General features: G+C 37.7%; 11 protein-coding genes. 7 read left to right on the top strand and 4 right to left on the bottom strand.

The window, feature by feature from the left end:
- Positions 1 to 41 precede the first annotated feature (41 nt).
- Positions 42 to 1,439: a class II fumarate hydratase gene (gene fumC / locus GWI97_RS11610; protein ID WP_036937027.1), complete on the bottom strand. Its 1,398-nt coding sequence runs from the start codon at positions 1,437 to 1,439 to the stop codon at positions 42 to 44.
- Between the two features lie 581 nt (positions 1,440 to 2,020).
- On the opposite strand from fumC, the gene GWI97_RS11605 reads away from it, so the two are divergent.
- Entirely contained in the window at positions 2,021 to 3,712 is a 1,692-nt protein-coding gene (locus GWI97_RS11605) for a YdgA family protein (RefSeq protein ID WP_123822092.1), read from the top strand.
- A 97-nt stretch (positions 3,713 to 3,809) separates the two neighbouring features.
- Here GWI97_RS11605 and GWI97_RS11600 read toward each other — a convergent pair whose 3' ends face one another.
- Positions 3,810 to 4,778 carry a VWA domain-containing protein gene (locus tag GWI97_RS11600; RefSeq protein ID WP_087802476.1) on the bottom strand — a complete coding sequence of 323 codons (969 nt, stop codon included), beginning with the start codon at positions 4,776 to 4,778 and terminating at the stop codon, positions 3,810 to 3,812.
- Positions 4,779 to 5,411: 633 nt separating this feature from the next.
- Between GWI97_RS11600 and add the strand changes: the two genes are divergently transcribed.
- On the top strand, positions 5,412 to 6,413 hold the full coding sequence (gene add, locus GWI97_RS11595) for an adenosine deaminase (RefSeq protein WP_036937038.1): 1,002 nt from the start codon (positions 5,412 to 5,414) through the stop codon (positions 6,411 to 6,413).
- Between the two features lie 125 nt (positions 6,414 to 6,538).
- Positions 6,539 to 6,973, top strand: coding sequence for a putative signal transducing protein (locus tag GWI97_RS11590; RefSeq protein ID WP_036937040.1), 435 nt, complete (start codon positions 6,539 to 6,541; stop codon positions 6,971 to 6,973).
- A 98-nt stretch (positions 6,974 to 7,071) separates the two neighbouring features.
- On the opposite strand, the gene GWI97_RS11585 is transcribed toward GWI97_RS11590, so the two are convergent.
- Positions 7,072 to 8,061 (bottom strand): bile acid:sodium symporter family protein, encoded by a 990-nt coding sequence (locus tag GWI97_RS11585; protein ID WP_036937043.1) that lies wholly within the window; start codon positions 8,059 to 8,061, stop codon positions 7,072 to 7,074.
- 22 nt (positions 8,062 to 8,083) lie between these two features.
- The gene (locus GWI97_RS11580; protein ID WP_036937046.1) at positions 8,084 to 9,127 is read right to left on the bottom strand and encodes an oxidoreductase; all 1,044 of its coding nucleotides are present in this window, start codon (positions 9,125 to 9,127) and stop codon (positions 8,084 to 8,086) included.
- A 131-nt stretch (positions 9,128 to 9,258) separates the two neighbouring features.
- On the opposite strand from GWI97_RS11580, the gene GWI97_RS11575 reads away from it, so the two are divergent.
- The 4 genes from GWI97_RS11575 to rsxC all read left to right on the top strand — a co-directional run.
- On the top strand, positions 9,259 to 9,726 hold the full coding sequence (locus GWI97_RS11575; RefSeq protein ID WP_036937049.1) for a DUF2569 domain-containing protein: 468 nt from the start codon (positions 9,259 to 9,261) through the stop codon (positions 9,724 to 9,726).
- A 94-nt stretch (positions 9,727 to 9,820) separates the two neighbouring features.
- Positions 9,821 to 10,402 carry an electron transport complex subunit RsxA gene (rsxA, locus tag GWI97_RS11570; RefSeq protein ID WP_036937052.1) on the top strand — a complete coding sequence of 194 codons (582 nt, stop codon included), beginning with the start codon at positions 9,821 to 9,823 and terminating at the stop codon, positions 10,400 to 10,402.
- Entirely contained in the window at positions 10,402 to 11,028 is a 627-nt protein-coding gene (rsxB, locus tag GWI97_RS11565) for an electron transport complex subunit RsxB (protein WP_161751995.1), read from the top strand. Before rsxA ends, rsxB begins: the two co-directional genes overlap by 1 nt.
- On the top strand, positions 11,021 to 12,966 hold a 1,946-nt coding region (gene rsxC, locus GWI97_RS11560), incomplete at its 3' end, for an electron transport complex subunit RsxC (RefSeq protein ID WP_161751994.1). The genes rsxB and rsxC, both read left to right, overlap by 8 nt.

Genomic DNA, 12,966 nt, shown 5'->3' with positions numbered 1-12,966 from the left:
AGCGGGATTTAATTTCTGCATTAAATAAGTGTTAAATACACTTATTTTTTCATACTACCAACCATATCTTCAGGGCGAACCCAGCTATCGAATTCTTCCGATGTAAGATAGTTCAGTTTCAGCGCAGACTCTTTCAATGTTAAGCCTTCTTTGTGCGCTTTCTTCGCAATTTCAGCGGCTTTATCGTAACCGATATGAGTATTTAACGCAGTAACTAGCATTAATGATTCATGCAGTAGTTTATTGATACGCTCACGGTTTGGTTCAATACCAATTGCACAGTGCTCATTGAAACTACGCATACCATCAGCCAGTAAACGAACTGATTGTAAGAAATTATCAATGATCATTGGGCGATAAACGTTCAATTCAAAGTTACCTGATGCACCACCAATGTTAATGGCGACATCATTTCCCATAACTTGAGCACATAACATTGTTAGTGCTTCACACTGTGTTGGGTTAACTTTACCTGGCATGATCGAACTCCCAGGCTCATTTTCTGGAATAGCGATTTCGCCAATACCACAACGAGGGCCAGACGCTAACCAGCGCACGTCATTAGCAATCTTCATTAATGAAGAAGCCAAACCTTTTAATGCACCATGTGAATGAACTAATGCATCACAGGTTGCCAACGCTTCAAATTTATTAGGCGCCGTTACAAATGGCTGACCCGATAATTCAGCAATACGTTTAGCCACACGAACTGCGTATTCTGGATGCGTGTTTAATCCTGTTCCTACAGCAGTACCACCCAATGCTAACTCGCAAACATGAGGAACAGAATCATCTATATGTTTGATGCTGTGCTCAAGCATAGCAGCCCAACCAGAGATCTCTTGCCCTAATGTCAGAGGTGTCGCATCTTGCAGGTGAGTACGACCAATTTTAACGATGTCATGGAAAGCTTCTGCTTTCTCTTTAAAGACTTTCAGCAGTGATTTTAATTCTGGCAATAAATCCTGACGTAATGCAATAACAGCAGCGACATGCATGGCAGTTGGGAACACATCATTTGAACTTTGACTTTTGTTAACATCATCATTCGGATGGATTTTGCGTTCCATGCCACGGATACCACCAAGGATCTCACTACCACGGTTAGCTAACACTTCATTCATATTCATATTTGATTGAGTGCCAGAACCTGTCTGCCAGATTGCTAATGGGAATTCAGTTGGATGTTTGCCGGCTAATACCTCATCTGCTGCAGCAATAATTGCATCAGCACGTTCTTTAGGTAATAAACCTAAATCCATGTTTACACCTGCGGCTGCTTTTTTAGTAAGAGCAAGCGCATGGATAAGTGCAACAGGCATTTTTTCAACTGAAATACGGAAGTGTTCAAGAGAACGCTGCGTTTGAGCTCCCCATAACTGGTCAGCGGGTACTTCGATTTGTCCCATTGAGTCTTTTTCAATGCGAGTGGCTGCCATTTCAATCTCCTTAAGTACACAGAATAATTGATTAATTCCGAATCACTTTTTAGTAAATAACTCGGATATCACTATCATGCCATAAACAGAATAATAAATATGAGAGCTAAAGCGAGCTTATGAAATTTATAACAGAATGAAATCTGTTGATTTTTCTGGAAAAATACGGTTAGTCATCTTATTTTGTGACTACAGTTAATTATTTAAGCTTTCATATTTATATCCATATTTATTATGAGCCTTTATTATTCATCATAAATAGAATCTCATCACAATTAAATATTGTCTAAATCGAAAAAAGAGTAAAAACAGACGTTTTTAATGCTTATTTAATTTATCTTATAAATCATATCCATTTTGCTTTAAACTCATTATGTTAGCGAGTAACTAAGTAAGTTCTGATTGCGATTTTATTCCACTAAATCTATATTTACAGTTAATATAGGTGGCGATGTATATATGTGGATTATCTATATTTAAATTTAGTAAAAATTATCACCAATTTATCGGGTTGTTTAAAGGTTACAAAACAGCCTTTATAACGTACATCGCCGGATGTACACAGAGGATGGACTAGAATTATGAAGAAATCGCTTGTCGCTGTTGGTGTTATCGTCGCACTAGGTGTTGTATGGACCGGTGCTTCGTGGTACATGGGCAGCAAAATTGAAAGTCGCTTACAGGAAGAAACGAAACTCGCTAATGTCCAGTTAGCGCAACTTGCTAAAAATGCACAATTTGGCACTGATATTAAACTTGAAATTCGTGACTATAAAAAAGGGGTATTCACCTCTAATGCAGACTTTGCTGTCGTGATTTCAAAAGATGCTAGTGAGGTCGTTGAAGGCCAAGATAAAAAAGTAGAAGAAGTCATCTTCACTACTGACATCGATCACGGTCCATTCCCTCTTTCTGATCTAGCTAAATTTAATTTAGCACCAAAATTAGCCGCAATGAATAATACGTTGGTCAACAATGATACAACTAAAGAATTATTCAAACTAACTAAAGAGAAATCTCTTTTTGATATCCATACTTCTTTGGCTTTTGATGGAGCAGTATCAGGTGAAGCTAAACTGAACCCTATCGATTTCACTGAAGACGGAGGTACGGTTAAAACAACACCTTTAACAGTTGAATTCTCATCGGATAAAACCGCATCCAACTTCACTACCTCCGTAAAAGGGGATCAAGTTGTTGTGACTAAAGATGGGGAAGAAACTTTTACACTTAAAAATATTGCGGGTTCTGTCGTCGGAACTAAAGTTAATAACGATCAATATTTATTTAATGAACAGTTATTAAGCTTTGCTGAAATTACACATACCAGCAAAGATAAAGCGTCAGATTTCTCACTGAACGATTTTTCTCTGACAACAAAAAGCGATATCAAAGATAAGTTCTTTAACTTATCTCAAACTTACTATTTTAAATCATTGAATGTTGGCGGATTAGAGTTTGGCTCGGGTAAGTTTGGCTACTCGATTGATAAAGCTGACACCGATGCAATGTTGCTGTTAACCAAAGTTTATAACAACTCGTTATTACCTTGGAACAAATACCATTATGGCAACGATGATATGGTAGAAAAAGCGGTTCGTGATGTACTGGAAAAAGGTTTAGTTTTCCGTATTGATGAAGCGTCTTTAACCAATAAAAGCGGTGCGAGTAAACTAAGCTTTAATTTAGACTTAAATGCATTTAACGTTAAAGTATTAGAAAGCCAACAAAAATCACCGGCAGAATTATTTAACTACCTGTTTAAAAACATCGATTTCAACGTTGATTTATCTCTTCCAATGTTAGCTGAATTCCGTAACTCCACTCAATACCTTGATGCGGCTCGTTACCAAGAAACCGCATTAACAGATGCTGAGAAAAAAGAAATCGAAACAACCACAGCGGCCGATATTGAACAGTTAAAAACTGAGTTACAACAAAATATCAATCAAATTTCTCAAGATGAAAAAGAAGCATTACCGCTGATGTTACTTGCACAAGATGGTAAAGCATTAAGCCTGAAACTGAACTATGCGGCAGATAAGTTCACTATGAATGGCAAAACGTATTCGTTTGATGAGTTTATGGAAGTGACTCAAGCACCTCAAATGTTAGGTTTAGCGGCAATGTTATTCGGTATGGGTGCATCATCATATGATTACGATGACTCTGATTATTCAGAAGAAAGTTATCAAGAAGAGATGACTGAAGATCCAGCGATTATCGAAGAACAAGAAATCTTAATTCCTGAGCAACCAGCACAAGCTCAATAATTAATTTCTGTTAAAATATAATCGATTCGAACTAATAAATAAGAACACCCCATTCATGAATAATACAATGGGGTGTTTTTTTAAGCTCGTATTTTAATTAACAATCACAATCTTTAGCCGGAGGGTGGTGATTGCCCCATTCATCTTTACAGCAAGAATCAATGGTTTTATTAATTATTCCTGCAAGTGTATTTACTGTTGAAATAATAGAAGTTAATTGTTCACAAACATGGCTACAGTTAGATTTTTTATCATTCGGTTTAGGAATGTTTGGTAGCGTTAAACTATCACAGAGGATCTCTTGTAATACTAAAGAGAAATTCGCAATACCTGTAGTATAAATATAAGAGCGCCCACCTGTTTGCTCCGCTAAACGTACATACTCTTTTGTTACACGATCTCTATCAGCTACACTTGGAAAACGATCGAGGTTCGTTGCACTATCGTCTGGCGTTCCTTGGTAGGTATATACTTTGACTTTCTCTTGTTGGGCAACGGCAATTGCTTCGTCATTTTTTATCTTTGCCGCGTTGGTCAATACACCTCCGCCACCTTCCATACCTTCATCACCCAAAACAAATACTGCTCGACGAGCACCATCACGCCAATCAAAATATTTACTTAAATCAATCACGGCACGGCATAAATCTTCTTTATTACCCGCATGATCACGCCCATCAGCCTCTTTAAAAGGTTTTCTTGCCTGTAAGCGACTTTCAGGTACTCCCAGTGCTTTTAAATAATCACTGGCTGATTGATCAAATTTAGTGCCATCCCATGTACCTTCAATACCCAAAAAGGTCACCCGAAGTTTGGATGGGCAATTTTCCAGCGCTTTTTGTATTGCAATATCAATATCTTTACTTAAATCAGATGATTCATCAGACATTGAACCACTAGTGTCAATTACAACAACTAAATCTAATGCAATTGCACCATCACCAGTAACAACTTGTGATCCATAAGTAAGATTATTTGCTGATGAAGGCGGTAATATTTTAGAAATTGACTGGTGTTGTATTATATTATCATTTTTTTCAAGATTTAAATTAGTGTGCTCATTCATATTTATACACCTTTAATTTTAAATAATTAGGATTTAAATTAAAAATAATTATTATGGGAATAATTATATGCTGTTAAATATATCTATTTAATCGCAATATATTATGACGTTAATACCTTATTCCTCATCCCTTATTTAATAAAAGAGATATTATGTTTTTTGTTTCTATTTTATTCTGTTATTTATTATAAAAAGTGCTTTCTATTCTTTACTCAAAAGTATTAAAAAATAAAACAAGTAATTTATTGAATAAGATAATAATATTTAAGCTATTTTTTACTTGATTTTCTCTTGTAAACCTATCAAAAAAATTGATAAGACATTTCATTTATAATGATAATTTTATTTTAAACTGAAAATCTAACATATCAATTTTCTTGATAATACACGTCAATTACATTGAATGTTGTAGCTAATAAATAAACATCCCTCTTTTCTATTTTTTATTTTTTAACTTAAATTTGAGAAAAAAATGCATTTTTAGTTTTAAAAGTAACCAATTTAAGTTTATTTGTTAGTGAATAAAATAAAAATCAGTCATAATAATCTGCAACTTATTTATATTTACCCAATTAAAAGAAAATCACTATAAACGATAGATTTTCATTATTTCTATTAAAAGGAAAATAACACGTGATTGACACACAGTTGCCTTTAACCGATTTACATCGCCATTTAGATGGTAATATCCGCCCTCAAACTATTTTAGATTTAGCAAAACAACACAATATTGCGCTTCCCGCTTATGAGTTAGAAGCTTTGCGCCCTCATGTACAAATTACAAAAAATGAGCCAAGTCTTGTGAGCTTTTTACAAAAATTAGATTGGGGTGTGGCGGTTTTAGCAGACTTAGATGCGTGTCATCGTGTTGCTTATGAAAATGTGGTGGATGTGGTTAATGCGGGGATTGATTACGCTGAACTGCGATTCTCACCTTATTATATGGCAATGAAACACCAGTTACCGGTTGAAGGTGTCGTGGAAGCCATTGTTGATGGTGTGCAAAGCGCACTGCAATCACACGATGTAGATATTCGTTTAATCGGCATTTTAAGCCGTACTTTTGGTGAAGATGCTTGCCAACAAGAATTAAATGGATTACTGAAACATCAGGATAAAATTATCGCACTTGATTTAGCGGGTGATGAATTAGGCTTTCCGGGCCACTTATTCCAACCTCATTTTAATCGTGCTCGTGAAACAGGCTGGAATATTACCGTTCATGCTGGTGAAGCTGCTGGTGCTGAAAGTATCTGGCATGCAATTAAAGAATTAGGTGCAGATCGTATCGGTCATGGTGTTAAGGCTATTGAAGATCCTCGTTTAATGGACTACCTCGCCGAGCATCAAATTGGTATTGAATCTTGCTTAACCTCGAATATTCAAACCAGCACTATTAATTCATTAGCAGAACACCCTCTAAAAACCTTCTTAGAGCACGGTATTATTGCATCACTTAACACAGACGATCCCGCTGTTGAAGGTATTGAATTAAAACACGAATATAACATTGCAGCACCAGCCGCGGGATTAACACCAGAGCAAATTCGCCAAACTCAAATCAACGGATTAAAAATGGCGTTTATTAATCAAATTGAACGTGATGCATTAATTAAAAAAGTCAGCTTACGTTAATATTTATTTTATTAAAACCATCTGTTATCAGGTGGTTTTTTATATTTGTTAGAAATAGATGGAATTATTAATGACTCTTAGATTAAAATTGGTTTTCAAGAAAAATTCATCATTAAGATAAAGCAATGTGGAACATTCACCCAACAAGAGGCCATTATAAATTATTAACTCAATATTTATCACCGATTGATGCTTCAATTGAAGCGGGGCTTCTTCAATCTGAAGGTATCGATATCATTCTTTTAGATGAAAATATTGTTTGGAATAATCAGGTCTATGCTCAAGCAAATGGTGGAGTAAAACTGCTTGTTAACGATAAAGAATTTGAACAAGCTCAAGCCATACTTCATGAACTCTACCAAGGCAAATATAATATTAACGAACAACGAGAACCCATCGATGGTGAATTAAAAACAACGGTAAGAAATAATAAAACAGATTATTTGAATATGGGGTTTATTTTCTTAATTTACTTTGTATTAGGTTTACCTCTTCCATTAAAGTCACAACCTTCCTCATTATTAGATAAAAAAGAAAATAATAAAGATCATAGTGAATAAGAAAAGCATCGATAATAATTAAATCGATGCTTTTCTTATAGTTACCTAATAATAAAGATTTAACTAATGCTATTGATTACCCATCCAGCCTAAATATGTTATTTCTTTTCAGCTTCTCTAGCTTGATTTGCATAACGCTGTGCTAATACAGCACAAACCATTAATTGGATCTGATGGAATATCATTAATGGCAATAACATGACCCCTACTGTTGCAGCAGGAAATAACACGTTCGCCATAGGTACACCATTCGCTAAGCTCTTTTTAGAGCCACAAAAAACAATGGTAACTTCATCCGCTTTATTAAAACCAAGCAACCTTGCACTGTATACATTCACAAAAATAACAATTGTTAACAAGATACAACTCACTATCGCAATCGTTAACAGTGACCAACCGTCGATTTTATGCCAAATTCCTTCAACCACCGCTTCACTAAATGCCACATAGACCACCAGCAAAATAGACGAACGATCCGTACTATTAACTAATTTTTTATGATTATCAACCCAACGACCAATTAAAGGGCGAGATAAGTGACCTATAATAAACGGCACCATTAATTGAAGTAAAATCGACTGGATCGCCCCTACAGTATCAAAATCATCTACTGAGCCTTGCGTTTGCATTAAAAAACCCACCAGCACAGGTGAAAGAAAAACCCCTAAAATACTGGATGCAGATGCACTACAAATAGCGGCGGCTACATTTCCTCCGGCTACCGAAGTAAATGCAATGGCTGATTGAACCGTTGCAGGAAGAGCACAAAGGTACAAAAATCCCATATAGACCGTCGGCGACATCCATTCAGGCACAATCACTTGTAATCCTAGCCCTAAAATAGGGAAAAGAATAAAAGTACTGGCAAATACAGTAAGATGTAAACGCCAATGCCCAATCCCTGCTAGTATCGCTTCTCTAGAAAGTTTCGCACCATGCAAGAAAAACAGTAGTGCGATGGCGCCAGTTGTCAGATATTGAAACAGAGTTTTAATATCGCCTCGTGCGGGTAATAGCGTTGCTAATGTCACCACACAAATCATTATCATGAGAAAAGGGTCAAGTTTTAATTTTTGCCACCAAGACATTAGATTGAGCGCTCCCTTTAGCTTATAGCGTAATAGTTTGTTTTAAACGATTTGAAATTTCGCCCGCTTCAATTAAACGCATAATAGTTGTTGCTTGTATTGGCGTAACAGGGTTTTCTTCACCCAAGGTAATTGCACGATAAACTTGTTGATAATAAGCCGGATAATCACCAGAAAGTGTAGTCAGTGTGGTTGTCTCTAACTCGCCAGACGCTGACAGTATTGTTAATTCACCATCATGACTGTCCATTCCCCAATTATAAGTTTGATTAGGGAGATAACCGGCTTTTAGGGCGTCTTCTTGAGTATCTAAACCATATTTAACATAACTTCCTTTTGTTCCATGAATAGCAAAAATAGGTGTTGGAGATGCAACTAGCATAGACGCATGAAGAACAACTCTAAGATTGTCATACTCTAATAATGCATGAAAATAATCGGCATTTTTTGCATTAGGACGTAATTGAGCGATATCTGCTGTCATTGCTTTAGGTTCACCAAAAAGACAAACAGCTTGATCAAGAAGATGAGGCGCTAAATCATACCAAAGCCCGCCACCAATTCCCGCATCTTCTCGCCAACGTTGACGCACGGTTGGACGAAAACGATCAAAATGCGCTTCATAGGCACTAATCTCACCGAGTGTTTTATCCGCTAACAGTTTTTTAACTGTTAAAAAACCAGAATCCCAACGACGGTTATGAAAAACAGAAAGTAGCTTGCCTGCATCTGTTGCTTGTTGAGTCAACTTTTCAGCTTCTTCCAGTGTTAGTGTAAACGGTTTATCAACAACAACATGTTTACCTTCAGCCAGAGCCTGTGAAGCTAACGAATAGTGAGTATTATTCGGCGTTGGAATAATAATTAAGTCTATTGAGGGATCATTAATAAGTGCTTGAGGGTCTGCATAAACCGTGATGTGAGGAAAATCTTGTTTGACTTTATTTTCATCAGAACTTGAAATTGCACTGAGATTTAAGCCTTCGGTTGTTGTAATTAAGGGAGCATGAAAGGTTTTACTTGCATAACCATACCCGATAATCCCAACATTGAGTTTATTTGCCATAACCCTATCCTATTTTTATCCGCTTTTTTATTAACAAAAATCACTTTCACTTTTGTAGCTAAATAAATAATAACAAAGTTTGTGATAATATCCTGTTTAGTTCTATACACATGAGTAGGAATAATTTATTAATGAAATTTGATCTCAAAGCAAACGCGCAAAATAATCCCTCAGGAAAAGCGCCTATTACAGGGTGGCTACTCGCGCCATTGGCTTATATGATCTTATCAATTGTTGGCTCAGGCTTGATGTCAGTTCTCTACGTTCTTAAATATTTTGCGGATTTTTCGATCCTCCACCAGCTTCCTTTCCATTTAATATCAAGTTGGTATCTTTCTGCGCTCACCACTTGGGTGATGTTCGGTTTTACAGTATATCTACTACGTCAATTCTTTTATCGCGCGAAAAATTTTCCACGTCTATTTATTTTATGGTTACTTATCAACTTACTATTAGCGATAAAAAGCTTCGGCTTTGCGCCTGTAGATGATCAAACAGCGTTAAAATCGCTTCTATGGTCTGTTTTCTCGACGGTCTGTTTTGTGCCTTATATCAAGTATGCAAAGCGTGTTCGTGAAACTTTCACACAAGTTCGATAACTTCGCACCTTTACCCTTGATATTATATACGCTTGTTTAGCCTCTTTATTTCAGGAGGCTTTTTGTTTCTCTGTTTAACAATTTTGGCATAACAATGACTGATTACTTGCTTCTATTCGTCGGCACCGTATTGGTGAATAACTTTGTACTCGTCAAATTCCTGGGTTTATGCCCTTTTATGGGTGTATCAAAAAAATTAGAAACCGCAATCGGTATGGGATTTGCGACAACCTTTGTTATGACTCTTGCCTCGATTAGTTCGTGGTTGATGGATAATTTTATTTTAGTTCCTTTGGACTTACTTTATTTACGCACACTAAGCTTTATTTTAGTTATTGCAGTCGTTGTACAATTCACTGAAATGGTCGTAAGAAAAACAAGCCCAACACTCTATCGTTTATTAGGGATCTTCTTACCTTTAATTACCACGAACTGTGCTGTATTAGGTGTGGCATTATTAAATATCAATCAATCACACACGTTTATGCAATCTGCTGTTTATGGTTTTGGTGCTGCCGTCGGCTTCTCTCTTGTAATGGTATTATTTGCCGCCATTAGAGAAAGATTAGCAGTGGCCAATGTCCCTGCGCCATTTAAAGGTGCATCAATTGGTTTAATTACCGCAGGTTTAATGTCTCTCGCCTTTATGGGTTTTAGTGGTTTGGTGAAACTGTAATGAATTCTTTATGGATAGCAATTGGCGTGCTAGGTGCGCTAGGTCTTATCTTTGGGCTAGTTTTGGGCTATTCTGCACGCCGTTTTAAAGTGGAAGAAGATCCTATTGTTGAAAAAATAGATGCTATTTTGCCACAGAGTCAATGTGGGCAATGTGGCCATCCTGGTTGTCGCCCTTATGCCGACGCGGTTGCAAACAATGGTGAAATGATTAACCGTTGTGCGCCGGGTGGCGAACAAGTAATGTTAAAAATCGCAGAATTAATGGGGGTTGAACCTCAGCCACTTGATGGTGACGAAGAAGCATTAAATCCCGTTAGAAAAGTCGCTTTAATTGATGAAGATAACTGCATTGGATGTACTAAGTGTATTCAAGCCTGTCCTGTTGATGCCATTGTTGGTGCAACACGCGCAATGCATACGGTGATTGAAGACTTATGTACAGGGTGTGATTTATGTGTCCCACCTTGCCCAACAGATTGTATTACCTTAGTACCCGTCAAAGTGACAACCTCAAATTGGAAATGGGATTTAAATACTATCCCTGTTAAGAACATTCCAGCAGAGCCTGAAGAAACACCTGAAGATGAACCGTCATTAAAGACGGAGGATAACGCTCATGTTTAATCTCTTTTCGTTATTTAAAAAAGATAAAATCTGGGATTTTAAAGGCGGTATTCATCCTCCTGAAATGAAATTACAGTCAAGTCGTACACCAATGCGTATAGCACAATTGCCTGATGAAGTGATTATTCCTATTCATCAGCACTTAGGTGTACCGGGGCAACTTTGTGTCAGCGTAGGTGAGCATGTTTTAAAAGGACAACCTTTGACCAAAGGTGTTGGCAGAACATTACCTGTTCATGCATCTATCTCGGGCACTGTCGTTGCTATAGAACCCTTTCCAAGTGCTCACCCATCAGGGTTACCTGAAATAGCCGTAAGAATTCAATCTGATGGTAAAGATGAATGGCGAGAGAAATCACCTATCATCAATTACCAATTAGAAAATAGAGATACGTTACTTAACCGTATCCATGAAGCAGGTATTGCAGGATTAGGGGGCGCAGGATTCCCAACTGCATCAAAATTAAAAGGCGGTGGCGACCTCGTTAAAACACTCATCATTAATGCAGCAGAGTGTGAACCTTATATCACAGCAGACGATCGCTTAATGCAAGAACATGCTGATGAAGTGATTGCTGGATGTCAGGTCTTAATTCACCTACTCTGTCCTGATGAAGTGTTAATTGGTATTGAAGATAACAAACCTGAAGCTATTGAAGCATTGAAACAGGCATTAAATGCCGTACCTGATGAGAAACGAATTTTTATTCGAGTCATTCCCACAAAATATCCCTCTGGCGGTGCTAAACAACTGACCAAGATCTTAACGGGTAAAGAAGTACCATCAGGGGGACGTTCATCTGATATTGGTGTATTAATGCAAAACGTAGGTACGGTAGTCGCCATCAAACGCGCCATTATTGATGATGAGCCTTTAATTGAACGTGTTGTCACAGTCACGGGTAATGGTGCTAAAACACCGGGTAATTTTTGGGTACGTTTAGGTACCCCTATTTACTCATTGCTAAAACAAGCCGGTTTTGTTGCAGGCTCTGAGCAAATGGTGATTATGGGGGGGCCTTTGATGGGTTTTACCTTACCAGACTTAAATGCTCCTGTTGTTAAGATAACCAACTGCCTACTTATCCCTTCAGTTGAAGAGATGGATACAGATAGTCTTGAAGAAGCCTGTATCCGTTGTGGTCATTGTGTCGATGCTTGTCCAAGTGGTTTACTGCCTCAACAACTTTACTGGTTTAGTAAAGGTAAAGAGCATGAGAAAGCACAACAACACAATTTATTTGATTGTATTGAATGTGGTGCTTGTGCGTTTGTTTGCCCAAGTAATATCCCGCTGGTTCAATACTATCGTCAAGAAAAAGCTGAAATACGTGAAATTGATGCGGAAGCCAAACGCGCAGCTGAAGCGAAAGCGCGTTTTGAAGCCAAAAAATTACGTATGGAACGTGAGAAACTTGAGCGTGAAGCAAGACATCAACGTGCCGCAGTTAAACTTGATGATAATGAACATAATGAAGTTCAATCTGCGCTCTCTCGTGTAAAAGAAAAACAGAGTATCGGTAAAATTATTTCTGTGAAAGCAGGTGAAGAGCCAGATAACACAGCTGCTATCGCCGCACGTAGAAAGCGTAAAGAGGAAGTCAGAGCAAAACAAGCAGCTAAATTAGCACAGCAAAAAGCATTAGAAGCCTCAAATGATAATACAGTAAGTGACAACGAAGATGCTGATCCGCGCAAAGCAGCTGTTGCTGCAGCATTGGCGCGTGTGAAAGCCAAAAAAGCACAGCAAACTTCTCAAGCAACGCCAACTGTTGAAGCCCCTGCTGAAAGCGCTGAAACCGAAGAAGTCGATCCGCGCAAAGCGGCTGTTGCTGCAGCATTGGCGCGTGTGAAAGCCAAAAAAGCACAGCAAGCTTCTCAAGCAACGCCAACTGTTGAAGCCCCTGCTGAAAGCGCTGAAACCGAAGAAGTCGATCC

The organism is Proteus sp. G2300, assembly GCF_009915965.1.
In the GTDB taxonomy this organism is placed as follows: domain Bacteria; phylum Pseudomonadota; class Gammaproteobacteria; order Enterobacterales; family Enterobacteriaceae; genus Proteus; species Proteus vulgaris.
This window is presented reverse-complemented; position numbering and strand designations above follow the sequence as displayed.

Coding starts and splice junctions, on each gene's coding strand:
- fumC (WP_036937027.1), bottom strand. CDS start 1,439: ATGGCAGCCACTCGCATTGAAAAAGACTCAATGGGACAAATCGAAGTA.
- GWI97_RS11605 (WP_123822092.1), top strand. CDS start 2,021: ATGAAGAAATCGCTTGTCGCTGTTGGTGTTATCGTCGCACTAGGTGTT.
- GWI97_RS11600 (WP_087802476.1), bottom strand. CDS start 4,778: ATGAATGAGCACACTAATTTAAATCTTGAAAAAAATGATAATATAATA.
- GWI97_RS11590 (WP_036937040.1), top strand. CDS start 6,539: ATGTGGAACATTCACCCAACAAGAGGCCATTATAAATTATTAACTCAA.
- GWI97_RS11585 (WP_036937043.1), bottom strand. CDS start 8,061: ATGTCTTGGTGGCAAAAATTAAAACTTGACCCTTTTCTCATGATAATG.
- GWI97_RS11580 (WP_036937046.1), bottom strand. CDS start 9,127: ATGGCAAATAAACTCAATGTTGGGATTATCGGGTATGGTTATGCAAGT.
- GWI97_RS11575 (WP_036937049.1), top strand. CDS start 9,259: ATGAAATTTGATCTCAAAGCAAACGCGCAAAATAATCCCTCAGGAAAA.
- rsxA (WP_036937052.1), top strand. CDS start 9,821: ATGACTGATTACTTGCTTCTATTCGTCGGCACCGTATTGGTGAATAAC.
- rsxB (WP_161751995.1), top strand. CDS start 10,402: ATGAATTCTTTATGGATAGCAATTGGCGTGCTAGGTGCGCTAGGTCTT.